Here is a 26,512-nt window from a genome sequence, read left to right as displayed (position 1 = left end):
TCGGGAAGGACGGCTAAACGATGAGTGGTCCGCTTACGTGGGATGTACAGACGCTGATTGCGATGCAAGAGCGAGGGGAAATCAGCTCGTACGAAATTGTCCGGGCGTTCCTCGCAGAAATTGCAAAACACAACACACAGGGGACCAATTTGCGTGCGGTCATTGAAGTCAACCCGGACGCTCTCTGGATTGCGCAGGCGCTCGATAGAGATCGGGCGCGTGGAATCTGGCGTGGACCATTGCACGGCATTCCCATCGTCGTAAAGGACAACCTCGATACGGCGGACGCCATGCACACGACGGCTGGCTCGGTCGCATTGTCGGAACACCGTGCAATTCGGGATTCGGAGGTGGTTCGCCGCCTGCGCGAGTCCGGAGCCGTGATCATCGGCAAGGCGAATATGACGGAGTGGGCGAATTTTATCAGCGACCACATGAAGAGCGGCTACAGTTCACGGGGTGGCCAGACGTTGAATCCCTACGGACCAGGCCTGTTCGACGTCGGTGGATCCAGCGCAGGATCTGGAGCTGCGGTAGCCGCAGGATTCGCAGTGGCGGCGATTGGGACGGAGACGAGCGGATCGATTTTGAGTCCGTCGAACAACAACAGCCTGGTTGGCATTAAGCCTACGGTCGGCCTGGTGAGCCGCACCGGTATCATCCCCATCTCGATGAGCCAGGATACCGCCGGCCCCATGGCGCGAACGGTCGCGGACGCCACGCGCGTTTTGCAGGTGATCTCGGGCGTCGACGCAACCGACGCGGCGACTCTATCGACGCAACCGATTTTCCCTAACTATCTATCGATGCTGACGACCGGCGGCTTAGTCGGGGCGCGTGTGGGAATTGTGCGCGGATACTACGCGCGCGAACTGTCTGGTGACGAACAGGCGATATACGAGGCAGCACTTGCAGATTTGAAACAGCGGGGCGCTATCCTTGTCGATCCGATCCACCTTCCAGCGCCCCACGAAAATGAAAACATCGATGTGATGGTATATGAATTTAAGGTGGCGTTGAACCACTATCTTTCGAAGACGCCACCAAGCAACCTGCACCGCTCGTTGGCGGACGTCATCCGATACAACGAAACACATGCCGAAGTCGCGCTGAAGTTTGGCCAAGCTCTATTTGAGCGGGCAGAGGCGACGAGTGGAACGCTTACCGAGGCCGCATACATAGAGCGTCGCCTTCGCGATTTGACCTGGTCTCGCGACGAGGGCATCGACCGTGCACTAAAAGCGAATCGATTGGACGCCCTGCTCTTCCCATCGTACTTTGGTTGCAGCATTGCGGCCAAGGCTGGCTATCCGTCTATCACGGTACCTGCTGGGTACACTGGGGAAGGAAAACCGATGGGCATCACGTTTACCGGCACTGCGTTCACTGAGGCTTTGCTCATCCATTTGGCGTACGACTACGAGCAGGCCACGAATCACCGCAGGCCGCCATCATTAGAGAGGTAAGGAGGAAGTTTACTCATGGGCTTTGCTGTTGCAGGAGCGGTTTTTGCATTTTTGTCGGTGGCGCTTGGCGCATTTGGCGCTCACGCCCTGAAAGACCGTATTTCTGCGGATATGTTAAACGTGTTCCACACAGGGGATCAATATCAGATGTACCACGCGCTCGCCCTCCTCGCTGTCGGGATTCTCATCCGTATGGGCGTCGGCGGGCGCATGATGAATATCTCGGGTTGGTTGTTCAGCGTCGGGATCATCTTGTTTTCCGGAAGCCTCTACCTGTTAAGCACGACCGGCGTCAAAGCGCTCGGGGCCATCACCCCGATAGGCGGAGTCTGTTTCCTGGCCGGCTGGATTTTCTTTATCATCGGCTTGGTGTGACGGACTCGCGCGCAGAAACCAAAACACGCCGAAGATGCTCATCACCGATCCGATGCCTTGGAGCAGAAGAACTGGCTGACCCAGTAACAAGTAGGCGAGGATGATAGCCCCGACTGGTTCGCCTAAAATCGTCATGCTGATGGTCGTCGCGGACACTCTGTCGAGCAGCCAGTTAAACAGGCCGTGCCCGATGACGGTGGACACGACGGCCAACAGGGTAAACATCAGCCAATTGTGTCCGCTGTACGCGACCAGGGGCGTCTTCGTCAACACGTTGAACAAAAACAAGACCAATCCGGCCACCAGAAAGACGAGCACGTTGTACGTGGTGCTCGAAACGCTGGACCGAACCTTTTGTCCCGCGAGCATATAGACGGAGACGGCGAGCGTCCCGACGAGCGATAAGAAGTCTCCGTAGACGTGTCCTGTGCCCTTGCCGAAATCTGCGGACGCCACCACGACGCATCCCAGGATGGCGAATAGCATGCTGAGCATCCCCATCTTTGTGACGCGGCTGCGGAAGAGGATCACTGATCCCACGAGGACGAAAATCGGTTCCAGTGCGATGATGATCATCGAGGATGCGACAGAGGTCATCCTTAACGATTGGATCCAAAATAGAAAATGTAGGCCTAGAAACAGGCCGGACAGGCATACGAGCCCGATGTCTCGCGGCGAAAGTTTCATAAATTCGCGCCAGCGCTTGACGGCAAATGGCGACAACAGGAGCACGGACATCCACAGCCTATACATGCCAATCACCGCCGCAGGTGCCGTCGACCACTCGATAAATATGGCGGAGAACGATATGGCGAGAAGCGCGATCATGAGACTCGTGAGGACCACCGGCCGCGAGGTCCGCGTCGTCGACGTCGAAATGTTCAATGTTTAACTCTCCTACAACCTTGATTCTCATTCCGTGCTGCAGTCGATGGCGACATCGACAACCACTCACACACTCTACGCCTCAATCCATCACACGTAAAGCCTTGACGGAACCGTCAGACATTTGTACAGTTTGCTTAACTTTTCAGCAACGGACTGTTGCGTGATAGATCACATCTTTGGACAGCGGTCGATAGACGCCCGCAGTTCTATCTACGAGTGGAGGAAACGGGATATGAAAATAGAGACACGCCTCGCACAAATTGGAAATGGTGCCGACTCGACAACGGGTGCGATTTCGGCTCCTATCCACCAGTCGACCACCTTTGCGCACCCATCTCTTGGCGAAAGTACCGGGTTTGACTACACGAGAACGCTAAATCCAACGCGTAAACTGCTGGAGGACGCCATCGCAGATCTAGAAGGGGGAGCGCGAGGATTGGCTTTTGCCTCGGGCATGGCAGCCGTCCATACGGTGCTCAACCTGTTTCAGCCAGGGGACCATTTAATTGTCTCCAATGACCTCTACGGCGGAACCTACCGCGTGTTGGAGCAAATTCTTCGCCCGATTGGCATCACCGCAAGTTACGTGCATACGGGCAACCTCGAGGACATTCAAGCCGTGGCCACCGACTCGACCAAGGCGCTGTTCATCGAGACCCCGACCAATCCAACGATGCAAATCACCGACCTCGCCGCCTGTGCGGCGCTTGCCCAGGCAAGGGGATGGCTCACCATCGTTGACAACACGTTCATGACGCCGTTCTTGCAACGCCCTATCGATCTCGGCGCCGACATCGTCGTCCACTCTGCCACCAAATACCTTGGCGGTCACAACGATGTGCTCGCGGGCCTTGTCGTGGCGGCGACACCGGAACTCGGCGAGCGACTGTACTTCCTCCAAAACTCCATCGGTGCTGTGCTTGGCCCACATGACGCCTGGCTTCTCATGCGCGGAATGAAGACACTCGCGCTGCGCATGGAGCGCCATATGCAGAACGCCTACGCCATCGCGGGGTGGCTGGACGCGCGCGACGACATTCCGCGCGTATACTACCCTGGACTCGACCACCACGAAGGGCGCGCAGTGTGTGCTCGTCAAGCGTCGGGCTTTGGTGGGATGGTTTCCTTCGACGTGCTGGACAGCCGCATGGTCCCGTACATTCTCGAGCATCTAGAGCTCATCACCTTCGCCGAGAGCCTCGGCGGCGTCGAGTCACTGATGACGTATCCGGCTCGTCAAACGCACTTTGACATTCCGGAGGAGGTGCGCAACGCCATTGGCGTGACCGACCGTCTCCTGCGGTTGTCGGTCGGCATTGAGCATATTGGCGATTTGATTGACGACTTGGCGGCTGCCCTCGATTATGCCAGCGACCGCGTCCTCGCCCACGCACGTTCGTAAAGTCGGCCCAAACGAGCGCGACTCGTTTGGGCCCGTCGTTCGACTTATCCCTCGTCGTTCAGCAACGACTGCAAAGGGGCGCCAAGTTCCTCGAGTGTGAGGGCGAGGCGCCCAATCGGCAGACCCACGACGTTGAAATAGTCTCCTTCAATTCGCTCCACCAATAGGGATCCGACACCTTGAATGGCGTAGCTTCCAGCCTTGTCCATCGGTTCGCCGGTGGCGATGTACCAACGCAGCCAGTCCTCGTCCTTTTCGTACATCCAAACGCGCGTCACTTCATGAAAGGTACGCGATTTTCCGTTCTGCATATTGTACACGGCGACACCTGTAAAGACCTCGTGTGAGGTGCCTCGTAGGCGCTGTAGCATGTCGTACGCCTCGTTTTCGTCCTTGGGCTTGCCAAGGATTGTCCCGTCTGCAACGACGACGGTGTCGGCCGCGATGGCGATGGTGTTCGGCACGTCGATGCGGGACAGTGCGACGGCGAGTTTGCGCTCTGCCAGTTCCTCCACGGCCCTGCCGGGGGCCCAACTAGGGCGAATTTCTTCGTCTGCGTCGGTCACGATGACCTGAAACGGCAGCGAGAGCATTTCGAGCAACTGGCGGCGGCGGGGAGAGCCGGACGCCAAGATGAGTTCTAGACGGTCCAAAGGATTTCTTCCTTTCATGTAGTGTGAAGGGACTTCGCCGGATTGCCGTGGACAAAGCCCACCTGAGACTGGGGAGTGAGCATGTGATCGGCAATCGTTGGTTACATTATGCCTGATTTGACACAAATCATCGAAGGGGGACTGTACATGACATCTCGACGGAAATCCATTGGACGCGGCGACGAGGCCTCCGGACCTGTGATGAGTGCAGAAGCGAGTGCGTGTATGCGTAGTGGCGAGAGCAAGGACAAGCCTCATCGTTATGGAACACCCAAAGAAGGGATGTACAGTCGCAAGCTGGACGGAAGCTATGGAGCGTCTGTCTCTGACTTTCAGTGACTGAACGTGTCAAATCGGAGCGAGCCTCGCGCTCGCTCTTTTTAATGGACAGTCATCTTGGTATGATGTGCTGTACTAGATGGTTTGCATTCATCTGGGGCTTACGCTGGAGGTCATCATGAGACGCGGACTCTTTCTCTACTTTTTTAGTGAATTTTTTCTGAGTTTTGGGATAGGAATGGTTCAATACGCACAGCCGTTTTTCTACTCGTCTGCACACGTCTCCGACCGAACGATAGGGTATCTCTTTGCTATCAACGCATTTTTTGGCGGCTGTTCGGCGCTATTGATGGGGCCGTTGGCGGATAGAGTGGGGGCTTCGCACATCTTTAAGTGGGCTACCCTCACGATTGGCCTCGGCAGCTTGTGCACATCGCTGGTTACCTCGGTACCGGTCTGGACAGTCACCGCTGCGCTGTCAGGTGTTGGGGGATCGATGCTCACGAGTACCGAAAATGTCGTCCTTAGCTCGCTCGTGACCGGACGGGAGAGATCACACCTAATCAGTCGGTTCACGGCGCTTTACATGGTGTTTATTGGCGTCGGTGTCATCTTTGCCGGATGGTTTGTACACGCGTATGGGCTGCGTGAGACGATGGTGGTCGGATCCGCCGTTTCGCTTGTAGCACCCATCTTTCGCTTCTTTGTGAAAGCGCCGGATAGCCGTCGAACGAGGGTCATGCAAGTGCCCTCAAAACCGCTCGTCTTCATGGCTGGGTACGCCATCCTCTTTGGCATCGCCGGGGGGCTCTTCAATCCGTTTGCGACACTCATTTTAGAGCAGCGCTACCACGCTTCGAGCGCCACCACGTCGCTGGTCTACGCCGTGAGCCTCTTTATGGTATCGCTGGGCTCCTACCTGGTTCGCCCGATGATTGAGCGCATGCGGCAACAAGCGACACTCTTTCTATCGTTCGTGCTAAGCGCTTGTTCGACCATTCTGTTTATCGTCGCCATGACTTGTGCGGCATTCGTCGCCATCTACTTTGTCGTGACCATCACCACAGCCGTACCACCGCCGATCATCGACGCCATGTTTCTCGATTTTGTGCATACCAGCGAATTTTCTCAGATGTTCGGTATGCGCGTCTTTGGAACCCGCGTTGGGAACGCGGTTGGCTCGTCGCTTGGCGGCAGTCTGCTGCATGGGAATCACTACAACTGGCTCATGGTAGTGTCTAGTGGGTTCTTTCTCATTGCCTATGGTTATCTCCTTCTCGTTCGCCGCCCACTGATGCGGCGTTTGAGCGAGCGTTCACCGGTAAAATGACAAGTGGACTTAGCGTACGGTCACCGGTTCCAGCGCTTGCATCGCGGCGCTCTGTCCCGCCAGATGACCGGTTGAGAACGCGACGGTGATGTTATAACCCCCGGTGTGGGCGTGCACGTCCATGACTTCACCGGAGAAGTACAGGCCGCGAACGAGTTTCGATTGCATCGTTTTCGGGTCTATCTCCTTGACACTCACACCCCCACCTGTGACGGTCGCCTGCTCGAGCGGCAGCGTGCCTGTGATGTGGATAGGGCAGGCCTTGATGGTCGCAACCAGCGCATCCATCTGGGGCTTGCTGAGATTTGCTAGCTGAGCAGCAGACGGCACGGCGGCCTTCGCTAACACGAAGTCGACGAGTCGCTCCGGGAAGCGCTCGCCCAAATGTGTGGCAATGCTTCGGCGTGGATGGTGCTTGCGTCCGCTCGTCAGCGCCTGCTCGAGTTCGCTTCGCTGCGCTTCGGGTGCCAGGTCGATGGTCACGGACAGCGAAACGTCTTTATTCTTGCGCTTGGCAGTAGAGACGTAATGGCTGCAGCGCAGAGCAGTTGGCCCGCTGAGACCGAGGTGAGTAAAGATCATGTCGCCATGTTCCGTCGTGAGTCGCTTTTTGCGAGCGTCATCCCAGACCGTCGCGTCGATGCCGCGTAGGGAAAGGCCCTGAAGTTTGCGCCCCACGATGAACGGTTCGTCACTAGTGAGCGGTACCTCGGTGGGGTAGGGCTGGACAATCGTGTGACCGAACGCCTGCACCCACGGATAGGCGTCGCCAGTGCTCCCCGTCTTAGGCACACTGCACCCACCCGTCGCGACGACGACGGCCGCACACTCGACCGTTTGACCGCGCGCGAGGCGGACGCCTGTGATTTGGCCGTCATTTGCCAGGAGGCGTGCCACCGGCGTGTCGAGCAGCACGTCCACGCCAGACGTATACACCTTGTCCACGACGGCTTTTACTACAGTTGACGCTTGATCTGAGACGGGAAAGACGCGTCCTCTATCCTCTTCCTTCAAGCGAATGCCAAGACCCTCAAAAAACGCCATGATGTCTTGATTGGAAAAGCGAGTGAGCGCCGAGTGCAAAAACCGCGCGTTGCCAGGGATATTTTCCATCAGTTCCGGCAATGGCTTCGCGTTGGTGACGTTACAACGGCCCCCACCAGATATACCTAGTTTGCGCCCAGGCTTGTGTCCTTTTTCAATCAGTGCTACCCGCGCGCCTGTATCCTTCGCGGCGATGGCGGCCATCAATCCGGCGGGCCCGGCACCCACTACAATTACGTCATATTTCAATCGACTCATCCTCAACCGTTATTCATACGCCAATAGTCTAGAGAAGCAAAGCCCTTAGGGCAAGTTTTAGGGGCCTCGCTACAGGCTGATGAGTACGACCCCAGCTGCCACGACCACTGCGGCGCTCGCACTCCACCACGTGATCCGCTCCAGCTTGGGGAAGAACAGGACGGAGAAGAGTGCCACAATCACCGGCTCTGTGGCGGCCAAGATGGATACCGTCGAGACCGGAATTTGCTGCACGGCCGTAAAAAAGAGGAGGACGGCCAGCGCGGAGAAGAGCCCCGCGGCCAGCAAACTTGCGTTAGACGAACTACGGTACTGGCTCAAGAGGGGACGTAGCCGTCGGCTGACCGCGAGGAACAACACGTAGCCGGTGCACGCCACGCTGACGTCGATGGCCGCTGCGTACAACGGAGGCAAAGTGCCGTTTACGCTGAATTGGCGAAAGGTATGGCCAACGCCTTGGGCCACTGCGGAAAAGCCGGCAATCACGAGGCTATTTTGGAAAATGCGCAGGGGGATGTGCCGCTCTGCGTCGACCTGCCGTTCAATAAACAGCAACACGATACAGAGGGCGAGGCACCCCAACCCGACTAGGTCGCCTCGCAAAATCGGCTGATCTAAGGCGAACATGACGATAAGTAAAGTGACGAAAGGCGAAAGGCCCTTGATGACCACCCCGCGCGTCGCACCGAGGTCCTCCATCGCGCGATACAGCGCGAGTCGTCCGAGTATGGTTCCGATGATACCGGACAGTGCTGCGAACAGGATGGGTATGAATAGCCCGTGCACGTCAATTGGTTGACTTGTGAAGTGCACAAGGCGAACCACGACGCAACTGAAGTCGAGTAGCAGTGCGCTGATGGAGAGCACGGGAAGGAGGCCGTGATCGGCAGGGGATGAATCAGCCTGCCCCTTGCGGATGAAGATATGCGAAAGCGCGTAACAGACGGCACTGAGGACGGCGGTGACTTGTCCTAACACTCGCGTGCCTCCTCTCTGTAGCCAGCGAATAACACTGATGTATATGCCAAGCTGTGTGACATTAGCCTTGCAAGTACGCTATTTCACTTCGCTTACGTTTTGTAAATGCGACTGGAATTGTTACAATGGAAGAGCTTTGTACACCAAAAGGAGGTCATCTGGAATGGATGCATTTCGCTTTCAAAATCCGACGGCTTTATATTATGGAAAGGGTCAAATCGAATCGCATTTGGCCAGTGAAGTTTTACAAGTCGGCAAACGCGTGCTGCTCGTCTACGGTGGCGGCAGCATTAAGAGAAGCGGCCTCTACGACAAGGTCGTGGGAATTTTAAAGGACGCAGGCGTAACCACGTTTGAATTGTCTGGTGTCGAGCCAAATCCTCGGTTGACCACCGTTCATAAAGGCGTCGACATTTGCCGCACGGAGAATGTCGATCTCATCCTGGCCATCGGCGGCGGCTCAGTACTCGATTGTGCGAAGGCCATCGCGATGGGCGCTAAGTACGAGGGTGATGTCTGGGATATATACGCTCGCAAGGGAAAAGCAACAGGTGCCTTGCCCTTGGGGACGATACTGACGTTGGCGGCGACCGGATCAGAAATGAACGCCGGCGGCGTGATCACCAACTGGGAGACCAAGGAAAAGCTCGGAGGCGGTTCCCCGTATACATACCCGAGGTTCTCCTTCTGCGATCCTGAAAATACGTATACCGTTCCGCGCGACCAGACTATCTACGGCGCGTGTGATATGCTCGCGCACTGTTTTGAGCACTATTTCCACAGAACGGAACATACGCCCTTGCAACAGCATTTGATCGAGGCGGTCATCAAGACCATTATCGAGAATACGAAGGCCGCAATCGATAACCCAACCGACTACCACGCGCGGGAAACGTTGATGTACTGCAGCACGATGGCCTTGAATGGCATGATCAGCATGGGGATTCAGGGCGATTGGGCTTGTCACGCCATCGAACACGAAATCAGCGCAATCTACGATATTCCGCACGGTGGTGGACTGGCGATCATCTTCCCGCATTGGATGGACTATACAAAGCAAGTCAACCCTGCACGGTTCGCGAGCCTCGCCACGAACGTATTTGGCGTCAATTCGGAAGGAAAGAGCGACGGCGAACTGGCGGACATCGCCATTGCAAAAGTGCGCAACTATTATCGCGAAATCGGTGCGCCACAACGGCTCGCCGACTACGACATCGGGGATGAGCAGTTGACTACGATGGCGAGTCAGGCAGTGCGCTTTGGTGAGATAGGAAACTTTAAGAAGCTCAATAAAGACGATGTCTACAACATTTTAAAGGCATCCTTGTAAGGCACTGATAAAACGGAAAAAGCGGTGTGCACCGAAAGGTGCACACCGCTTTTTGCGATGCAAGACTTACGCGTTTTGCTCTTCGCGAACGAAGTTGCGCAAGACGGTTTGGAGGATACCACCATTGCGGTAGTATTCCACCTCGATGTCGCTGTCCAGGCGGACATCTGTTTGGAAGGTGAAAGAGGAGCCGTCTTCTCGAGTTGCTCGCACAGTCACTTCGGAGCGTGGTTGCAATTCGTTGCTCAGTCCCTGAATGGTGAACTTCTCCGTGCCGGTGATACCGAGGCTCGAAGCACTTTCGCCATTTTTGAACTGAAGCGGAAGTACACCCATACCGACCAGGTTGCTGCGGTGGATACGCTCGAAGCTCTCGGCGATAACCGCTTTGACGCCGAGGAGGAATGTACCCTTTGCGGCCCAGTCGCGCGACGAGCCGGTTCCGTACTCCTTGCCCGCGATGACGACCAGCGGTTGTTTCTCCGCCTGATACTTCATCGAAGCATCGTAGATGGACATGACTTCGCCCGTCGGGAAGTACGTGGTCACGCCGCCTTCGGTGCCAGGTGCGACTTGGTTGCGAATTCGGATGTTGGCAAATGTGCCGCGCATCATGACTTCGTGGTTCCCTCGGCGCGAACCGTAGGAGTTGAAGTCGTATGGCTCGATGCCATGTTCCTGCAGGTAGTGACCAGCAGGGCTCTTTTGCGCGATGTTACCAGCTGGTGAGATATGGTCGGTCGTGACCGAATCCCCCAGCAAGGCCAGGACGCGTGCGTCGTTGATTTCTGCGATGTCCGGGACATCTGCCGTGAGGCCCACGAAGAACGGAGGTTCCTGGATGTATGTGGATTGTTCATCCCAATCGTACAGACGGCCTTGCGCCGTTTCCAGTTGATTCCAACGTTCATTGCTATCGAATACGCCCTCGTATTGAGCGCGGAACATCTCTGGACTGATGACCTCGCGGATGGTGTCCTGAACTTCCTGGTTCGTTGGCCAGATGTCCTTCAGGTACACGTCGTTGCCGTCCTTATCCTTGCCGAGCGGTTCGCTTGTGAGGTCGATGTCGACCGTACCCGCGAGCGCATATGCCACAACCAGCGGCGGGGATGCAAGGTAGTTCGCTTTGACCAGCGAGTGGATGCGGCCTTCAAAGTTCCGGTTACCTGAGAGGACAGCCGAAACGAGCAGGTCGTTCTCCTGGATGGTCTGGCTCACTTCGTCCGGCAGCGGACCGCTGTTGCCGATACAGGTCGTACAACCGTAGCCGACGACGTCGAAACCGAGCTGAGCGAGCGGCGTGAGCAGATCTGCCTTCTCCAAATAGTCCGTGACGACGCGGGAACCTGGTGCAAGGCTGGTTTTGACGTATTTCGGCGTGGTCAGCCCCTTTTCAGCCGCCTTCTTGGCGACGAGTCCGGCACCGAGCATGACCGAAGGGTTCGACGTGTTCGTACAGCTCGTGATAGCGGCGATAACCGTCGCACCCTGGCGGAGTTCAGCGGTGGAACCATCTTCGTACTTGACGGTACCAACCTTGTTCCGCGCTTCGCTCGAGAGGCCGAAGCCGCCCTCGCTCATCGGTTTGTCGAGTGCTGTTTCAAAAGTGGACTTCATATCCTTCAAGAAGATTTTATCCTGCGGCCGTTTCGGTCCCGCCATCGACGGTTGGACGTCGGCGAGATCGAGTTCGAGCGTGTCCGTGAAGATTGGATCCGCCATGTCGTCCGTCCGGAAGATCCCCTGTTCTTTGGTGTACTTTTCGACGAGGGCGATGAGGTCTTCGTCGCGGCCCGTGCTGTGCATGTAGTCGAGCGACTCTTGGTCAACTGGGAAGAATCCCATGGTCGCACCGTACTCTGGACCCATGTTGGCGATGGTCGCCCGGTCCGCCAGGCTGATGTTGGAAAGCCCGGAACCGTAGAACTCGACGAACTTGCCGACGACACCCTTCTTGCGAAGCATGTTGACAACCGTGAGCGCTAGGTCGGTTGCCGTTGCGCCCTCTGGCAGGCGGCCCGTGAGTTTGAAGCCGATGACTTCTGGTTGTAGGAGGTAGAGCGGTTGCCCGAGCATACACGCCTCGGCCTCGATGCCACCGACGCCCCAGCCGAGGACGCCAATGCCGTTGATCATCGTCGTGTGCGAGTCAGTACCGACCAGGCTGTCCGGGAAGACGACGACGTCGCCATTGACCTGGCGCTGTTGAACGACCTTCGCGAGATACTCGAGGTTGACTTGGTGAACGATACCGGTACCTGGAGGGACCGCACTGAAGTTGTCAAACGACTTCGCAGCCCAGCGGAGGAATTTGTATCGTTCCTCGTTTCGCTCAAACTCGCGGTTGATATTAAATTCGAGTGCAGCGTCCGAGCCGAATGCGTCGACCTGAACGGAGTGGTCGATGACGAGATCTACCGGGACGAGCGGGTTGATGCGGTCCGGATTTCCGCCGAGGCGGTGCATCGCGGAGCGAAGTGCGGCCAGGTCCACGACGACCGGTACCCCTGTGAAGTCCTGCAACAGGATACGAGCCGGCTTAAACGGGACATCCGCCTTTTCCGGGGCAGCCGCGTTCCAGTTCGCCAACTGACGAACGTGGTCTTCCGTGATCACGCGCCCGTCGAATTGGCGCAATACCGCTTCCAACAGAATTTTGATGGAAAACGGGAGGCGGGAGATGTCAGCAACGCCTTGATCCTGAATGGAGTTCAGACGGTAGTACGTAAATGATTGCTGACCAACGTTCAACGTCTGTTTGGATTCAAACAGATTATGATTCGTTCCCATACAGTTCACTCCTTTGCTCCATGGCTTACTTGTTCTTACTGCTCTCATTTTGCAACGGAATTGGAGGAAATGTCGCGCGTCCATCAGGAATGTCGATGCGGCCATCAGGATTCGTCATTCTCCAGTGTGTTAACGAAGCTTCCGTGAGGGAAAAACAACCGCTTTCGCGTTTGGGGCATCCGTTGCGAACATGCCTGGCAAACCCGTACTGCCACGGCTTATCCCAGAAAAACAGTCCTTTGTCACTCTACTACCAATTAGGCGCCGTTGCAAGAAGCCACGGCCCCAAGGGCCGCCGTATCACGCCTGCGGCGGCCGCGGTGGCAGCGGACCAAGATATTGGAAGAGCTGCGTCTCGATGCGACCGTTGTACAGTTTGCGGCGCTTGTCCGCCTTTGCCCCATACAGGCGTTCAAAGGTGGGGTTGGACGTGAGGATGAACACCGACCAGGTGTCAAACGTCCGAAAGGTCCTGCCGATCGCTCGGTAAAGCCGTTCCGTCTCGTCAATGGTCATCAGCCGTTCGCCGTACGGCGGGTTGCTGATGATGCAGCCGTATTCCTCGTCCGGCTTGATGCGTCGTGCGTCCGCCTTGCGAACCTCGACGAGGCCGTCGAGGTCTGCCAATTGGAGGTGGCGGTTCGTGAGTTCGAGAACGTCCGAATCGACGTCCGAGGCCACGATGTTTAGCTCCACGTCGCGGGCGAGAGCTGCCGCCTCGTCGCGCGATTCCGGAAAGGCTTCGTCCGATAGCGTCGGCCACGCTTCCGATGCAAACGACCGCAATGCACCAGGGGCCCGGCGCAGTCCGTAGAGAGCCGCTTCGATGGCGATTGTCCCGGAGCCGCACATCGGATCTAGAAAGGGGCGGTGCGCGTCCCATCGGCTGAGCAACACGAGCGCCGCCGCGAGCGTCTCGCGCAGCGGTGCGGTGGCGTTCAGCCGCCGATAACCGCGGCGGTGAAGGCCATTGCCGCTCGTGTCCAGGCGGATGGTGGCGACGTCCTTGACGAGCGCCACCTCAATCCGATAGAGCGCGCCGGACTCTTCGAACGTCTCCTGGTGGTAGGCGCGCTTCAGGCGCTCTACGACCGCCTTTTTGGTGATGCTCTGACACGCCGGTACGCTATGTAGGATGGACTTCACGGACTTGCCGACGACCGGGAACTCTGCGTTCTTCGGCAGGATATCCTCCCAGGGGATGGCGAGAACCCCCTGAAACAGGTCTTCAAAGGTGGTCGCCTCAAAGGAGGCCAGTTCAATAAACACCCGTTCTGCAGTCCGCAGCCAGAGGTTGCTGCGGGCAATGGCGTGATCGTCGCCGGTAAAGCGGACGAGCCCGTTTTCACTCTTCGTTTCATAGCCTAAGTTCTGCAACTCGCGAGCGGTCAGCGCTTCGAGCCCAAATGCACAGGTTGCGACAAGATTCCAAGGTTGCATAACGTTCTCCTTTTACATGGTCCTACCGAATTTTCGAAGTGGCAAAGCGCGTGGCGACACAAGTGCTCCTGCTAGCTTTCCCGGAGCACCCAACTCATGAACAAAAAAGAGCGGCAAAAGCCGCTCTTCATGTCTTACCAATTGCGTCGTCAGCGCGTCAACAAGAGCACGATCATCGAGACCAACGAGAAACACGCGCTGATCAGATAGACGACGGTGACCGTCTGTACCTGCGACAGCCCGGCGCGCAGCAGGTGGTGGTGCACGTGGCTTTTGTCGGGCTTGTATACCGGCTTACCCGCTTTGGCGCGCATGAGCACCACGCGAACGGCGTCAAAGATCGGCACGCCGAGTGCGAGCACGGGGACGCCGATGGAGATCACGGTCGCGGATTTGAACGCGCCCACGGAGGCGATGGCGGCCAGCAAGTAGCCAAGCACCGTCGATCCAGCGTCGCCCATGATGATTCGCGCCGGGTAGAAGTTGTGCCGCAAAAAGCCGACGGCGGCACCCGTGACGGCGATGGCGAACCAGGCGGAGAGGGCGTCGCCTTTGACGATGGCGATAAAGAACAAGGTCGTCGCAGAAATTGCAGCGATGCCTGCCGCCAACCCGTCGACGCCATCGAGAAAGTTAAAGACGTTCGTGACCCCGACAACCCACAGCACCGTGATGAGGACGGAGAAGGCCGTCGGCAGTGCCACGTAGTGATGGCTGTCGAGCGGCGAGGTAAATCCCTGAATGCCTCCGCCGAATAACGGAATTAAGAGCGCTGCCAGAATCTGAACGCCGAACCGGATGGAGACTGAAAAATCCTTGCCTCGAGTCTTGAAAAAGTCGTCCAATATGCCGATTCCAAACAGCAAAGCGGCGCCGATCATCACGCCGAGATACGGCGTGCGCAACCAGTTGCGCCAAAAGAAAGCCACGAGCGCGACGGCGATGACGCCGGCGAACATCGCCGCGCCTCCCAGAAGGGGCAACGGTTCGCGGTGTATTTTTCGGTCGTTGGGGAGATCGACAAATTTCCACTTGATGGCCAGCGCGCGCATTTGAGGTGCTAACACAAAGGCTACCAAGAACGCGATCACGCCCGACAGCCACAAAGGCATCCGAAATCGCTCCTTTTTAATATGAGACGTCAGTTGACGATCGATACCGTGAACACATTTCAATACAGGATTATACTAAACCATTGTCCAGCGGGCTATACTGCAAAATGTTCACTGGACGATTCCACCACATGTTTGTCGGTTAAATGACAAATCCGACCGTTTTATTGTGTTTCTTCTCTATCTCTGCAAAGATAGTTGTCGTGCAATAAAGGAACGTGGATTTCTTGCGGTTCAACGTCCTTATTTATGAAAACACAAGTAGAAACTCGCGCCGGATCACTTTGGCACAGTGGAGTAGGTCCTCAAAAAGTTGGTTGAAAAGGAAGTGATTTGCATGCAGGCAAATGGGGTGGCGCTCGATGATTCGCGCGTTCAAGAACTCGCGGCGAAAGCCACATTTCGCGATTATATGTCGATTATGAAGTGGGGCATCACCATCGCCAATCTGTTGGCGACGTTTGCGGGCATGTGGGTGGCCTCGCACGGCCATCCATCACCGTTGGCACTGTTATTTACGCTCGTTGGCACCGCACTCGTCGTCGCGGGCGGCGCGGCGTTGAACAACTACTATGACCGGGATATCGACCAATTGATGGACCGCACGAAACACAAGCGCGCCGTCGCGCAAGGAAAAGTCGCGCCGGGTGCGGCGCTGGCCATCGGCCTGTCGATGAGTGCAGTCGGCCTCGGCGTGCTCTATTTCTTCATCGACTGGCAGGCTGCAGCATGTGCGTTCGTCGGATTGTTCGTCTATTCGTACCTGTACACTGTCTGGTTCAAGCGCCATACGACCCTGAACACGGTGCTCGGAGGCGTATCTGGCGCCATGCCGCCACTCATCGGTTGGGCAGCAGGTAGTGGCGGGTCGCTTGGACTCGGCGCGTGGGCTTTGTTCTTCACGTTCTTCCTGTGGCAGCCGCCGCACTTTTTGCCACTGGCGATGAAGAAGACCGAGGATTACCGCGCAGCGGGAATTCCGATGCTCCCGGTCGTTCGCGGATTTCGCGAAACCAAACGCCAGATTGTGATTTACACGGCGGCGATGGTGCCCGTGTCGCTGATGTTGACGACGCTGCACTACGAGGGCTGGATTTACTTTGTTGTGATGGCGGTGCTCGGACTTATTTTTCTCGTCCAAGCCATCCGCGGACTGTTTGTCCCAGCAGATGAGGATCTCGTATGGGCCAACAAGGTTTTCCGCTTCTCGCTCGTCTACCTGATGGCACTTTGTATCGTCTTGGTCGTATCCGTATCTATTTTTTAAGTGTCAAATAAAAGCGCGCAAGTTCAACGAACAGGCCGTCCGCGCGGTGCAGTCAACTGACTGCTCCGTGCGAGCGGCCTGTTTTGGCGATGGCGGCAAGTGGCGAACGCCTGCAAAACCGGTAGGTGTCGTCTTCACCGTCCTTGGTACCTTACACCGCCAGCACTTTTCGGATGCGCGCGAGCGCGTCGTCCAATTCCTGCTCCTTGATGACGAGTGGCGGTGCGAAGCGGATGACGTTGTCGTGCGTCTCTTTGCAGAGAAGGCCCTCGGCCATCAGTGCCTCACAGTAGGGGCGGGCCGGGCCGTCGAGTTCCAAGCCGATGAACAAGCCGCGTCCGCGGACGTCCACGATATGCGGATTTTTGATGTCCCGCAGCTGCTCGATGAAGAATTCGCCGAGTTCGCGGGAGCGGTCGGCGAGCTTTCCGTCGACGATCACATCCATCGACGCGATGGCCACCGCCGCGCCGAGTGGGTTGCCGCCGAAGGTGGAACCATGCGAACCTGGCTCGAATACGTCCAGGACGGCGTGGTCTGCAGCGACCGCAGACACAGGGAAGACACCGCCGCCGAGCGCCTTGCCGAGAATGTACACGTCCGGTTCGACGTTCTCCCACGCACAGGCGAAGAGTTTGCCTGTACGACCGAAACCAGTTTGGATTTCGTCGGCGATGAAGAGGACCTGATTTTCCTTGCACAAGTCGTGGGCGGCCCGCAGGAATCCGTCAGGTGGAATGATGATGCCTGCCTCGCCTTGGATAGGTTCTGTAATGAAGGCTGCAGTGTGTGGGGTAATGGCTGCTTTGAGCGCGTCGATGTCCCCGTACGGGACAACCCTGAATCCCGGCGTCAACGGTCCGAACCCGCGCTGGTATTCTTCGTGTGAGGACATGGAAACGGCGGTCACCGTACGGCCGTGGAAATTCCCTTCACTGACGATGATCTCCGCCTGGTTGCTGGCAACCTGTTTGACGTCATAAGCCCAGCGGCGGGCGGCCTTGACTGCGGTTTCCACGGCTTCTGCGCCTGTGTTCATCGGAAGAATGGTGTCCTTGTTCGTCAATTGGGACAATTTTTCGTAAAAAGGTCCGAGTTTGTCGCTGTGAAAGGCGCGTGAGGTCAGCGTGACGAGACCTGCCTGGTCGTAGAGCGCCTGAATGATCCGCGGGTGCCGATGTCCCTGGTTGAGCGCTGAGTACGCACTGAGCATATCCAAATACCGGTTGCCCTCTGAATCTTCGACCCAAATTCCCTCCGCTCGGTGAATGACGATAGGAAGCGGCTGGTAGTTCTTTGCACCATACTTGTCCGTGAGGTCCATCAACCGCTGTGATTGTGATTGCGTGGTCACACAAAAGTCCCCCTTTGTTCGGAAGCGAGGCGTTGACGTGACGGCCCTACCCACGTGGAGTGCGAGGGCGGTTGGCATCCCAATTTCGGACAATTGGTCAGCTTTCTTGCAAACAGGAGGCAGGCCCGGCGTTCGGGACACTACCTCAGGTGACCATCAGTGCTGTTTGTTGGTCTTGATTCGACGCCACTTGCGGTTTCCGTTGGTCGTTCGCGGGAATTTATCCCCCTTGTGCAAGTGCACGCGCTGTGGAGCATGCAGATCTTCGCTGTCCGGATGTTCGCCAACTTCGATGTAGACACCTGTGTTTGGCACCTCATAGCCTGGGTTAAATTCAGACCATTCTCCCATGGACACATCACCTCGCCTGTAGTGTGACCCATGTCGCGAATGGCAGACAGGGGATGGTTGGGAGCTCTTTGTGAAGGGCCATGGTACAATCGACACGATCGGACCAACGTGCAACTCCTCCAGAAACAGTAGTTGAACGGCTCGGTTACTTTCGATAAGATCAGGTAGGAGTGTCTGGTCAAAATCGTTGTATTCATTCGTCGTGTTTCGCGTTTGTGGTCCAACACACGATAAATATAGGGAGACGAGAACGTTATGTATCGTCGTGAACAAACGAAGCCGGTGCGCGTGGGGGATCTGACCATCGGTGGAAGCAATCAAGTCATCATTCAGAGCATGACGATGACGAAAACGGCTGATGTCAAAGGTACGGTGGAGCAGATTCACCGATTGGAAGACGCGGGGTGCCAGGTCGTTCGCGTAACGGTGAACACGAAGGAAGCCGCCGAGGCCATCAAGGACATCAAACGGCAAATTCACATCCCGCTCGTGGCGGATATTCACTTTGACTATCGATTGGCCTTGGAGGCAATTAAGAACGGAATTGACAAGGTGCGCATCAATCCGGGAAATATCGGGAAGCGGGATCGCGTGGAGGCGGTTGTCAACGCCTGCAAGGAGCGCAATATTCCCATCCGCATTGGCGTCAACGCGGGATCTCTGGAGCGCCATATCCTCGAGCGTTACGGCTATCCCACGGCAGAGGGCATGCTTGAGAGCGCTAAGCATCACGTAGCAATTCTCGAAGATCTGGACTTCGACGACATCATCATCTCGATGAAGGCGTCGGATGTGCCCTTGGCGATTGAGGCGTACCGTCTGGCCGCAGAGACGTTCCGCTACCCGCTGCACCTGGGCATCACTGAATCGGGAACGCTGTTTAGCGGGACGATAAAGAGTTCGGCTGGCCTTGGCACGCTGCTTGGCATGGGCATCGGGAATACCGTTCGCGTGTCGCTCAGTGCAGATCCGGTCGAGGAGATCAAGGTCGCGCGCGAGCTGTTAAAGACGTTTCACATCGTGTCCGACGCTGTGACCATTGTCTCCTGTCCTACATGTGGGCGAATTGACATTGATCTCATCAGCATTGCAAACGAAATCGAAGCCTATACGCAGAACATCAAGGCACCAATCAAAGTATCGGTGCTGGGGTGCGCGGTGAACGGCCCTGGCGAAGCCAGAGAGGCGGACATCGGCATCGCCGGCGCTCGCGGTGAAGGGTTGTTGTTCCGCAAGGGAGAGGTCGTCCGCAAGATACCGGAGGCTGAGCTCGTATCGGAACTGAAGCGGGAGATCGACGCTATGGCGAAACGCTATCAGGAAACGGGTTCCATCGACTGATTCGCTCGACGTGTAGAAGTGGGCTCGGCTGATGCCGAGCCCACTTTGCTAAACTGGTTACACAGAATATTGTGGATGCGACTCGGCCACTCAGTGCATCGCAATGCAATGCGCTTTGCAGCGCAGAGCACCTCGCCGTGCTGATGGGTGGTTGATTCCCTGTCGCGTCTGTGCTTTACTATATTAGCGTACTAAAGTGAACGATGATTGGCGTGGTGATGGCGATGAGTGTAAATGTGCCAAGTGGCTTTGCTGATAGACCAATTGGTATGCAGGACAGCTACCCTGGATTTGCGAAGCGGCGACGAGTGATCGAGAACCGCTTGGTCGATTTTTTTGACGAGTCAGGGTATGAACTGGTTTCGAGTGGTGCGTTTGAGTTTGTGGACACCTTGTTGCGCGCGAGGCCACTCGAGGCGGCTCGAGAATGGGTGCAGTTGTTCGACGGGACCGGCAATACCATCGCTTTGCGACCGGAGATGACGCCTTCGATTGCGAGAATGGCGGCACCGCTCGTGACCGCGTCGAAGCTGCCCATCCGTTGGTGTTACGCCGAGCGCGTCTATCGTCGGACGAATGACCCGGCCTCGCTGTTGTGGGCGAGCGGGAAGGCGGCGGAATCGACGCAGGTCGGGGTCGAGTGGATAGGCGTTAGCGGAACGCAGGCGGACGCAGAGGTGTTGTCTCTCTGTCACCGCGCTACGCAGGCCTTAGGGCTCGCCGATACGCAAACGGTCGTGAGCCACGCCCTGCTCGTCCCAGCTTTGTTGGAGGCGGTGGGCGTTCCCGCACAACTGGTGTCGAATTGCCTCGATTGTCTCACGAGGGGGGACTACGTGGCGTTTCACGCGGCACTGCCAAACGATGTGCCGGACGTGCTTGGCGTCCTGCAATCCATTACTCCCTATCAACCAGAGAGCTTGAATCAGGAGCTGTTTGGGGCAGGGTGGAAAAGCGAAACTGCGCGCCTGGAGATGATGGCCGCCTGGAACAGCCTCGTCGAGTTGGCGGAGGCGGTGACGAACATGGACCTTCAGGAGCAGGTGACGTTTGACCTCACGCTCCACCGCGACATTACCTATTACACAGGGCTTGTCTTTGAGGTGTTCGCGCCAGGCGTCGGGGCGCCGATAGCGCTGGGTGGGCGATACGACGATCTGTTGGCGCAGTTCGGGTCGGCCGCGCCAGCCGTCGGGATGGCGTTTGAAATCGAGCGCGTATTGGCCGTGTTGAACGCGCCGACGTTAAACCACCGAGCGATGACGCCGCGTGCGTCGAATGCGGTCGGTCAAATGGGTGGCCAAGGTGACCAGGATGCCAAAGGCTACGCGGGAGGGGGATTGTGATGTTGACGGTGGCGCTCGCCAAAGGGCGGATAGTCGACGACTTGTTGCCCTTGTGGGGCAGTGCGGGACTACCGCTCCCGGCGGATCTCGACGACACGCGCGCACTCGTGTTCGAAGTGCCGTGGCCCGGCTTCAGTCCCATTCGCTACTTACTCGCCAAACCAGCCGACGTGCCGACGTACGTCAGCTTTGGCGTGGCAGATATCGGCGTGGTCGGCAAGGATGTGTTGCTCGAGCAGCAAAAAGAAATGTATGAACTGCTCGATCTCGATGTGAGTAAATGCCGCCTCTGCGTCGCCGGGCTTCCGCAGGACTACGACCGCAGGCCCGAACGGGTGGCGACCAAGTACCCGAAGCTCGCGGACGCGTATTTTCGGAGTCAGGGGCAGTCGGTGGAGATTGTGCCGCTGTCGGGATCGATTGAGTTGGCCAGCGTGATTGGGCTCACGGATCGAATTTTTGATCTGGTGCAGACGGGATCGACGCTTGTTGCCAACGGTTTGACGGTGTTCGACACCGTGTACGACATCTCTGCCCGGCTGGTTGCAAACCGGTCGAGCTACCGGATGAAGAATCGGGAGATTTCGGAAATCGTACGACGGTTGGACCAAGCGATAGCAGTGAGAGGGGATAGTCGAGGATGAGCGTTCAACTCGTGGAAGGCGAGGCGTTTGCTTGGAAGCGAACGCCTTCGTCGGCACCGGAGGAGAGCCTGCGCGTGGCTCAGATCATCGAGGATGTGAGAGTGCGTAAAGACGAGGCGCTTTTGCATTGGACCGAGCAGTTAGACGGCATCGAGCGGGTGACTGGGATGCCGTTTGACTTACGAGTGCCTGTGACTGCCCTCAAGGACGCCTACGAGCAGACGCCCGCAGAGACCATCGAGGCGTTGCGTGCGGCGGCAAAGCGGATTCGGGCGTATCACGAGGCGCAGTGGCCGGAGGACTTTACGCTCTATGGTGAGCACGGTGAGCAAATGGGGATGGTCTGGCGCCCAATCCGCCGAGTCGGCGTATATGCGCCAGGTGGACGTGGCGCGTATCCGTCGACGGTGCTCATGGACGTCATTCCAGCGCAAGTCGCTGGCGTCAGCTCCATCGCGCTCGCGTCCCCACCGGGACCAGACGGGCTGCCACACCGCGACGTGCTGGCCGCGGCTCACCTCCTCGGCATCGACGAAGTTTACCGCATCGGCGGCGCCCAAGCGGTGGCTGCATTCGCCTACGGGACCCAGAGCGTCCTGCGAGTGGACAAGATTGTGGGCCCTGGCAACCTCTATGTGGCGCTCGCGAAGCGGCAGGTGATGGGGGATGTGGGCATCGACAGCATCGCTGGGCCGAGTGAGGTGTTTATCGTCGCGGACGAGCACGCCAATCCGAGGTTTGTCGCAGCGGACATGCTGGCGCAGGCGGAACACGACACCGAAGCAGGCGCCGTGTGCGTGAGTACCTCGGAGAAGCTCTTGGCCGCGGTGCAGGTCGAACTGGATAGACAACTCACTGACCTTCCGCGCGCACAGATTGCGAGGGCTGCGCTTTCGCGCTGGGGGGCGCTCGTTCACGTCGAACACCTGGAGCAGGCGATGGACATTTTGAACGATGTCGCGCCAGAGCACGTCGAACTTCTGATGGATGACGCGGATGCGTGGCTACCGTATATCTCCCGCGCCGGCGCCGTCTTCCTTGGACACTATACGCCGGAACCGGTCGGCGATTACTACGCGGGAAGCAACCACGTCTTGCCAACGCACGGCAGTGCCCGGTACGCCAGTGGGCTGGGCGTTCACGACTTTCTCCGGCGAATGAGCGTGGTCGCCTACAACCGTGAGACCTTGCGTTCGCACGCGGCGCACATCGTCACGTTGGCGCGTGCCGAGTCGCTTGAGGCGCACGCACGGGCCGTTCTTGTACGCGAGGAGGAGAATCTTGATGGCAACTGAAGCAATCGCTGTGGCACCGACGTTTTCGGCGAACGTCGCGCGCGAAACCGGTGAAACCACCATTCGACTGTCCTTACAACTGCACGGCACAGGTGAGGCCAAGCTCAATTTCCCGGTCCCGTTCCTGCGCCACATGCTGCACCTATTCGCCGTACACGGCCAGTTTGACCTCGCCATCGACGCGGACGGAGACGTCGACGTCGAAGACCATCACTTGGTCGAAGACATTGGTCTGTGCCTCGGCAAGGCGATTGCGGGGGCGCTTGGAAACAAGGCGGGCATTCGCCGTTACGGCGAACGGCACACGCCGATGGACGAGACGCTCGCGCGCGCCGTCCTAGATCTGTCGGGCAGGCCGGCGTTCGTGCTCCAGGCGCAATTTACGAACGAGCGCATCGGCACGTTCCCAACGGAACTGGTCGCAGAGTTCTTCAAGTCGGTCGCCAACGAAGGCCGGATGGCCCTGCACCTGGCCGTGCTCTACGGGGAAAACAACCATCACATGGTCGAGGGGCTGTTCAAGGCGTTTGGCGCGGCGCTTCGCGAGGCGGTCAGCACCGTCGACGGCGGCGTGCCTAGCAGTAAGGGGGTCCTCGAATGATCGCCATTCTCGATCCCGGCGTCGGCAACCTCCAAAGCGTGACGAAGGGATTTTCCCGCGTCGGTGCAGAGACGGTCGTCGTGGACCAAGCGGCGGTCTGGCGCGATCTCGTCCAGGGTTCGAAAGACGAGATCGAGGGCGTCGTACTGCCCGGCGTCGGCGCCTTCGGCGATGCGATGTTCCAGTTGCGCGCCGCAGGGCTGATTCCCGTCCTTCGCCAGGTCGCGCGCGAGGGGAGACCGCTCTTCGGAATTTGCCTCGGCATGCAATTGTTGTTTGGCAGCAGTCAGGAACACGGGCGCCACATGGGATTGGGTCTGTTGCCCGGCGAGGTGGTGCGCTTTAAAGACGACATGAAAGTCCCGCACATGGGCTGGAATGACCTCGACGTCGTCCGCACTCACCCGCTTCTGCGCGACGTCAAAGTCGGCGATTACGTCTACTTCGTCCACTCCTATTACGTCGAGGCGACGAATCGGGATTGCGTCCTCGCTGCGGCCACCTACGGCTCCGTTTCGGTGCCTGGCGTGGTCGGGCAGGGGAACGTGCTCGGGGCGCAATTCCACCCAGAGAAGAGCGGCGAGGTCGGCGAGCGGATTCTGCACAACTTCGTCGCGCTTTGCCGGGCGTGGCAGACACAAAGGGAGGCGGTACAGTGAGCGGATACACATTTACGCTGTTGCCGGCTATCGACATCCTCGAGGGTCGCTGTGTGCGATTGCTCAAGGGGGACTATGCCGCAAAGACCGAGTATAGCGAGAACCCGGTCGAGGTGGCGAAGACGTGGTGTGAACAAGGGGCGAAATTCCTTCATGTCGTAGACCTCGATGGCGCCAAGGACGGCCACGGCGTGAACCGGGACGTCATTGGCGAAATCGTCAAACTGGCCGCGGGGTACGGCGCACAGGTAGAAGTGGGCGGCGGAATTCGGACGACTGACGCTATCGCGGCCTGGCTTCGTCGCGGAGTAAGCCGCGTCGTACTCGGGACGGCATCCCGCAACGTCGAGCAGATGTCAGCTTGGGTTGACGAGTTTGGAAGTGAGCGGCTCGTGGCTGGACTGGACGGTCGAGATGGGAAACTGGCGGTTGACGGGTGGATCGAACAGACGAATACGTCCATTGTCGAGTTGGCAGCGCAACTGCACGACGTCGGCGTGCAACATGCGTTGGTGACCGACGTCGAGAAGGACGGCACCTTGTCTGGTGCGAACCTCGCGTTGGCGGACGCGGTCCAGCAGGTTGGACTCGGGGCGATTGCCTCAGGCGGCATTCGCGACGAAGAAGACGTCGTAGCGGCGCTGAAAGCGGGACTGTCCGGCGCTGTAGTCGGCAAATCGCTGTACGACGGACAGCTCGACCTGGCACACACCATCATCCGCTTGCGACAGGAGGGAGCCCTGTGCTGACGAAACGGATTATCCCGTGTTTTGACGTGCTCGACGGGCGGGTCGTCAAGCACGTCGGATTTTTGAATGACCGCCGGGACGCGGGCGACCCTGTCGAATTGGCCAAAATCTACTCGGACGCCGGTGCGGACGAGCTCGTGTTGCTGGACATTTCGGCATCGACGGAAGGGCGTCTCGCGACCCGCCGCGTCGTCGAAGAAGTCGCGTCACAGACCAACATTCCGCTCACGGTGGGGGGGGGCGTGTCCTCGGTTGAGGACGTTCGGAGCCTGCTGCTCGCCGGGGCTGACAAAGTCTCCATGAATACAAGCGCCGTGCGCAACCCAACGCTCGTCAAGGAAGCCGCCCACCGGTTTGGCGAACAATGCGTCGTGGTGGCGATTGATGCCAACTTGAACTCGACGATGGGTGAGTACGAGGTGATGATTCAAGGGGGCAAAGTCGGGACGGGGATGGATGTCATCGGTTGGGCGCGACGCGTCGAGAAACTGGGCGCCGGCGAAATCCTCCTCACCAGCTTTCGCCAAGACGGGACGCGTGACGGGTACGACCTCACCCTCACGCGCAGTGTGGCGAACGCCGTAAACGTTCCGGTCATCGCCAGTGGCGGTGCTGGTCGCAAGGAACACTTTTACACGGTGCTCACGGAGGGCAAGGCGGACGCTGCGCTTGCCGCCAGCGTGTTTCACTTTGCAGAGACGAGCATTAAAGAGGTGAAGGCACACCTGAAGATGAGGGGGGTATCCGTGCGATGGATCTACCAGTGACGACAACGGTCGATTTGTCCGCCGTCCGCTATGACAGTGCGACAGGGCTCGTGCCTGTCGTCGTCCAGGACGTTGACACAGGGCACGTCCTCACGCTCGCATACGCGAATCGCGAGGCGCTCAAACGCACGCTGGCGACTGGGGAGTCTTGGTTCTTCAGCCGATCCCGCCAAGAATACTGGCACAAGGGCGCTACCTCCGGTCACACGCAGGCCGTCGTCGACGTTCGCGTCGACTGTGACGGCGACGCGGTGCTGTATCTCGTGAGGCCGAACGGCCCCGCCTGTCACACCGGTGAGAACACGTGCTTCTTTCGCACCGTGACGCACGTGGAGACGAGCATAGTACGAGACGCCACCGCTGCGGCTCCGGCTAGCGATGCACTCGTGTCGTCTACAGAGGCGAGCGGGAAGCCTGAAGCAGTGCAAACGTCCTCATCCTTGAACGCGGTGACTGAACCATCCGCCATTCAATTGTCTGACTTCGTGACGTTGGTGGAGTTGTGGGGACTTATCGACGACAGATTTCGGACCCGGCCAGAAGGATCTTATACAACCTATTTATTTACGCACGGAGCTGAGAAAATCGGCAAGAAGGTCGGCGAGGAGGCGGTCGAGGTTGCTCTGGCTGCCTTGCGCACCGAGCTTACCGGAACTGTACAGACACTTGCCTCGGAGTCAGCAGATCTGCTCTATCATTTGTTGGCCTTGTGGCGGTACAGCGATCTATCCCCTGTTGACGTCTTCAACGAGTTGGACAAACGGCGTTAGCGCGCGTGACGGACACGCGC

General features: G+C 57.9%; 25 protein-coding genes. 16 read left to right on the top strand and 9 right to left on the bottom strand.

Features of this window, described 5'->3' with window-relative positions:
• Nucleotides 1–20: 20 nt before the first annotated feature.
• Nucleotides 21–1,466, top strand: a complete 1,446-nt coding sequence (locus NZD89_RS21965) for an amidase family protein (RefSeq protein WP_268004828.1) — start codon at nt 21–23, stop codon at nt 1,464–1,466.
• A gap of 15 nt (nt 1,467–1,481) precedes the next feature.
• Entirely contained in the window at nt 1,482–1,841 is a 360-nt protein-coding gene (locus NZD89_RS21960) for a DUF423 domain-containing protein (RefSeq protein ID WP_268004827.1), read from the top strand.
• Here the strand turns inward: NZD89_RS21960 and NZD89_RS21955 are convergent.
• Nucleotides 1,743–2,726, bottom strand: a complete 984-nt coding sequence (locus NZD89_RS21955) for a DMT family transporter (protein WP_268004826.1) — start codon at nt 2,724–2,726, stop codon at nt 1,743–1,745. The genes NZD89_RS21960 and NZD89_RS21955 overlap by 99 nt on opposite strands.
• Before the next feature lie 235 nt (nt 2,727–2,961).
• Between NZD89_RS21955 and NZD89_RS21950 the strand changes: the two genes are divergently transcribed.
• Nucleotides 2,962–4,131, top strand: coding sequence for an aminotransferase class I/II-fold pyridoxal phosphate-dependent enzyme (locus NZD89_RS21950; protein ID WP_268004825.1), 1,170 nt, complete (start codon nt 2,962–2,964; stop codon nt 4,129–4,131).
• Nucleotides 4,132–4,175: 44 nt separating this feature from the next.
• On the opposite strand, the gene NZD89_RS21945 is transcribed toward NZD89_RS21950, so the two are convergent.
• Nucleotides 4,176–4,784: a Maf family protein gene (locus NZD89_RS21945; RefSeq protein WP_431308635.1), complete on the bottom strand. Its 609-nt coding sequence runs from the start codon at nt 4,782–4,784 to the stop codon at nt 4,176–4,178.
• Nucleotides 4,785–4,931: 147 nt separating this feature from the next.
• Between NZD89_RS21945 and NZD89_RS21940 the strand changes: the two genes are divergently transcribed.
• Nucleotides 4,932–5,123, top strand: coding sequence for a hypothetical protein (locus NZD89_RS21940; RefSeq protein ID WP_268004823.1), 192 nt, complete (start codon nt 4,932–4,934; stop codon nt 5,121–5,123).
• Nucleotides 5,124–5,241: 118 nt separating this feature from the next.
• Nucleotides 5,242–6,393 carry an MFS transporter gene (locus NZD89_RS21935; RefSeq protein WP_268004822.1) on the top strand — a complete coding sequence of 384 codons (1,152 nt, stop codon included), beginning with the start codon at nt 5,242–5,244 and terminating at the stop codon, nt 6,391–6,393.
• A gap of 9 nt (nt 6,394–6,402) precedes the next feature.
• On the opposite strand, the gene NZD89_RS21930 is transcribed toward NZD89_RS21935, so the two are convergent.
• Both NZD89_RS21930 and NZD89_RS21925 read right to left on the bottom strand, forming a co-directional pair.
• On the bottom strand, nt 6,403–7,695 hold the full coding sequence (locus tag NZD89_RS21930) for a BaiN/RdsA family NAD(P)/FAD-dependent oxidoreductase (RefSeq protein WP_268004821.1): 1,293 nt from the start codon (nt 7,693–7,695) through the stop codon (nt 6,403–6,405).
• Between the two features lie 69 nt (nt 7,696–7,764).
• The gene (locus tag NZD89_RS21925; RefSeq protein ID WP_268004820.1) at nt 7,765–8,673 is read right to left on the bottom strand and encodes an EamA family transporter; all 909 of its coding nucleotides are present in this window, start codon (nt 8,671–8,673) and stop codon (nt 7,765–7,767) included.
• A 163-nt stretch (nt 8,674–8,836) separates the two neighbouring features.
• Between NZD89_RS21925 and NZD89_RS21920 the strand changes: the two genes are divergently transcribed.
• Entirely contained in the window at nt 8,837–10,003 is a 1,167-nt protein-coding gene (locus tag NZD89_RS21920; RefSeq protein ID WP_268004819.1) for an iron-containing alcohol dehydrogenase, read from the top strand.
• Nucleotides 10,004–10,069: 66 nt separating this feature from the next.
• On the opposite strand, the gene acnA is transcribed toward NZD89_RS21920, so the two are convergent.
• The 3 genes from acnA to NZD89_RS21905 form a co-directional block, all read right to left on the bottom strand.
• On the bottom strand, nt 10,070–12,796 hold the full coding sequence (gene acnA / locus NZD89_RS21915) for an aconitate hydratase AcnA (protein WP_268004818.1): 2,727 nt from the start codon (nt 12,794–12,796) through the stop codon (nt 10,070–10,072).
• A 300-nt stretch (nt 12,797–13,096) separates the two neighbouring features.
• Nucleotides 13,097–14,236, bottom strand: coding sequence for a THUMP domain-containing class I SAM-dependent RNA methyltransferase (locus tag NZD89_RS21910; RefSeq protein WP_268004817.1), 1,140 nt, complete (start codon nt 14,234–14,236; stop codon nt 13,097–13,099).
• A 149-nt stretch (nt 14,237–14,385) separates the two neighbouring features.
• Complete coding sequence (locus NZD89_RS21905) at nt 14,386–15,348, bottom strand: MraY family glycosyltransferase (protein ID WP_268008579.1); 963 nt, start codon at nt 15,346–15,348, stop codon at nt 14,386–14,388.
• 337 nt (nt 15,349–15,685) lie between these two features.
• Between NZD89_RS21905 and cyoE the strand changes: the two genes are divergently transcribed.
• A complete protein-coding gene (gene cyoE, locus NZD89_RS21900; protein WP_268004816.1) occupies nt 15,686–16,615 on the top strand; it encodes a heme o synthase in 930 nt (309 codons plus the stop codon).
• A gap of 151 nt (nt 16,616–16,766) precedes the next feature.
• On the opposite strand, the gene NZD89_RS21895 is transcribed toward cyoE, so the two are convergent.
• Both NZD89_RS21895 and NZD89_RS21890 read right to left on the bottom strand, forming a co-directional pair.
• A complete protein-coding gene (locus NZD89_RS21895; RefSeq protein ID WP_268004815.1) occupies nt 16,767–17,969 on the bottom strand; it encodes an ornithine--oxo-acid transaminase in 1,203 nt (400 codons plus the stop codon).
• Between the two features lie 156 nt (nt 17,970–18,125).
• Nucleotides 18,126–18,320, bottom strand: coding sequence for a YjzC family protein (locus NZD89_RS21890; RefSeq protein ID WP_268004814.1), 195 nt, complete (start codon nt 18,318–18,320; stop codon nt 18,126–18,128).
• 255 nt (nt 18,321–18,575) lie between these two features.
• On the opposite strand from NZD89_RS21890, the gene ispG reads away from it, so the two are divergent.
• The 9 genes from ispG to hisIE all read left to right on the top strand — a co-directional run bounded on the left by ispG (nt 18,576) and on the right by hisIE (nt 26,492).
• Complete coding sequence (gene ispG, locus NZD89_RS21885; RefSeq protein ID WP_268004813.1) at nt 18,576–19,661, top strand: flavodoxin-dependent (E)-4-hydroxy-3-methylbut-2-enyl-diphosphate synthase; 1,086 nt, start codon at nt 18,576–18,578, stop codon at nt 19,659–19,661.
• A 224-nt stretch (nt 19,662–19,885) separates the two neighbouring features.
• Nucleotides 19,886–21,007 carry an ATP phosphoribosyltransferase regulatory subunit gene (locus tag NZD89_RS21880; RefSeq protein WP_268004812.1) on the top strand — a complete coding sequence of 374 codons (1,122 nt, stop codon included), beginning with the start codon at nt 19,886–19,888 and terminating at the stop codon, nt 21,005–21,007.
• Nucleotides 21,007–21,651 carry an ATP phosphoribosyltransferase gene (gene hisG, locus NZD89_RS21875; protein ID WP_268008578.1) on the top strand — a complete coding sequence of 215 codons (645 nt, stop codon included), beginning with the start codon at nt 21,007–21,009 and terminating at the stop codon, nt 21,649–21,651. The genes NZD89_RS21880 and hisG overlap by 1 nt, the downstream gene beginning before the upstream one ends.
• Nucleotides 21,648–22,946, top strand: coding sequence for a histidinol dehydrogenase (gene hisD, locus NZD89_RS21870; protein WP_268004811.1), 1,299 nt, complete (start codon nt 21,648–21,650; stop codon nt 22,944–22,946). The genes hisG and hisD overlap by 4 nt, the downstream gene beginning before the upstream one ends.
• Nucleotides 22,936–23,547: an imidazoleglycerol-phosphate dehydratase HisB gene (hisB, locus tag NZD89_RS21865; protein ID WP_268008577.1), complete on the top strand. Its 612-nt coding sequence runs from the start codon at nt 22,936–22,938 to the stop codon at nt 23,545–23,547. The genes hisD and hisB overlap by 11 nt, the downstream gene beginning before the upstream one ends.
• On the top strand, nt 23,544–24,206 hold the full coding sequence (gene hisH, locus NZD89_RS21860; protein ID WP_268004810.1) for an imidazole glycerol phosphate synthase subunit HisH: 663 nt from the start codon (nt 23,544–23,546) through the stop codon (nt 24,204–24,206). Before hisB ends, hisH begins: the two co-directional genes overlap by 4 nt.
• Nucleotides 24,203–24,955: a 1-(5-phosphoribosyl)-5-[(5-phosphoribosylamino)methylideneamino]imidazole-4-carboxamide isomerase gene (hisA, locus tag NZD89_RS21855; RefSeq protein WP_268004809.1), complete on the top strand. Its 753-nt coding sequence runs from the start codon at nt 24,203–24,205 to the stop codon at nt 24,953–24,955. Before hisH ends, hisA begins: the two co-directional genes overlap by 4 nt.
• Nucleotides 24,949–25,722, top strand: a complete 774-nt coding sequence (gene hisF, locus NZD89_RS21850; RefSeq protein ID WP_268004808.1) for an imidazole glycerol phosphate synthase subunit HisF — start codon at nt 24,949–24,951, stop codon at nt 25,720–25,722. The genes hisA and hisF overlap by 7 nt, the downstream gene beginning before the upstream one ends.
• Nucleotides 25,707–26,492 (top strand): bifunctional phosphoribosyl-AMP cyclohydrolase/phosphoribosyl-ATP diphosphatase HisIE, encoded by a 786-nt coding sequence (gene hisIE, locus NZD89_RS21845; protein ID WP_268004807.1) that lies wholly within the window; start codon nt 25,707–25,709, stop codon nt 26,490–26,492. Before hisF ends, hisIE begins: the two co-directional genes overlap by 16 nt.
• Nucleotides 26,493–26,512 lie beyond the last annotated feature (20 nt).

Source organism: Alicyclobacillus fastidiosus (genome assembly GCF_026651875.1).
Taxonomy (GTDB): domain Bacteria; phylum Bacillota; class Bacilli; order Alicyclobacillales; family Alicyclobacillaceae; genus Alicyclobacillus; species Alicyclobacillus fastidiosus.
The sequence above is the reverse complement of the archived record's forward strand: the minus strand, read 5'-3'. Positions and strand labels throughout refer to the sequence as shown.

Coding starts and splice junctions, on each gene's coding strand:
- NZD89_RS21965 (WP_268004828.1), top strand. CDS start 21: ATGAGTGGTCCGCTTACGTGGGATGTACAGACGCTGATTGCGATGCAA.
- NZD89_RS21960 (WP_268004827.1), top strand. CDS start 1,482: ATGGGCTTTGCTGTTGCAGGAGCGGTTTTTGCATTTTTGTCGGTGGCG.
- NZD89_RS21950 (WP_268004825.1), top strand. CDS start 2,962: ATGAAAATAGAGACACGCCTCGCACAAATTGGAAATGGTGCCGACTCG.
- NZD89_RS21940 (WP_268004823.1), top strand. CDS start 4,932: ATGACATCTCGACGGAAATCCATTGGACGCGGCGACGAGGCCTCCGGA.
- NZD89_RS21935 (WP_268004822.1), top strand. CDS start 5,242: ATGAGACGCGGACTCTTTCTCTACTTTTTTAGTGAATTTTTTCTGAGT.
- NZD89_RS21930 (WP_268004821.1), bottom strand. CDS start 7,695: ATGAGTCGATTGAAATATGACGTAATTGTAGTGGGTGCCGGGCCCGCC.
- NZD89_RS21920 (WP_268004819.1), top strand. CDS start 8,837: ATGGATGCATTTCGCTTTCAAAATCCGACGGCTTTATATTATGGAAAG.
- acnA (WP_268004818.1), bottom strand. CDS start 12,796: ATGGGAACGAATCATAATCTGTTTGAATCCAAACAGACGTTGAACGTT.
- NZD89_RS21910 (WP_268004817.1), bottom strand. CDS start 14,236: ATGCAACCTTGGAATCTTGTCGCAACCTGTGCATTTGGGCTCGAAGCG.
- NZD89_RS21905 (WP_268008579.1), bottom strand. CDS start 15,348: ATGCCTTTGTGGCTGTCGGGCGTGATCGCGTTCTTGGTAGCCTTTGTG.
- cyoE (WP_268004816.1), top strand. CDS start 15,686: ATGCAGGCAAATGGGGTGGCGCTCGATGATTCGCGCGTTCAAGAACTC.
- NZD89_RS21890 (WP_268004814.1), bottom strand. CDS start 18,320: ATGGGAGAATGGTCTGAATTTAACCCAGGCTATGAGGTGCCAAACACA.
- ispG (WP_268004813.1), top strand. CDS start 18,576: ATGTATCGTCGTGAACAAACGAAGCCGGTGCGCGTGGGGGATCTGACC.
- NZD89_RS21880 (WP_268004812.1), top strand. CDS start 19,886: ATGAGTGTAAATGTGCCAAGTGGCTTTGCTGATAGACCAATTGGTATG.
- hisG (WP_268008578.1), top strand. CDS start 21,007: ATGTTGACGGTGGCGCTCGCCAAAGGGCGGATAGTCGACGACTTGTTG.
- hisD (WP_268004811.1), top strand. CDS start 21,648: ATGAGCGTTCAACTCGTGGAAGGCGAGGCGTTTGCTTGGAAGCGAACG.
- hisB (WP_268008577.1), top strand. CDS start 22,936: ATGGCAACTGAAGCAATCGCTGTGGCACCGACGTTTTCGGCGAACGTC.
- hisH (WP_268004810.1), top strand. CDS start 23,544: ATGATCGCCATTCTCGATCCCGGCGTCGGCAACCTCCAAAGCGTGACG.
- hisIE (WP_268004807.1), top strand. CDS start 25,707: ATGGATCTACCAGTGACGACAACGGTCGATTTGTCCGCCGTCCGCTAT.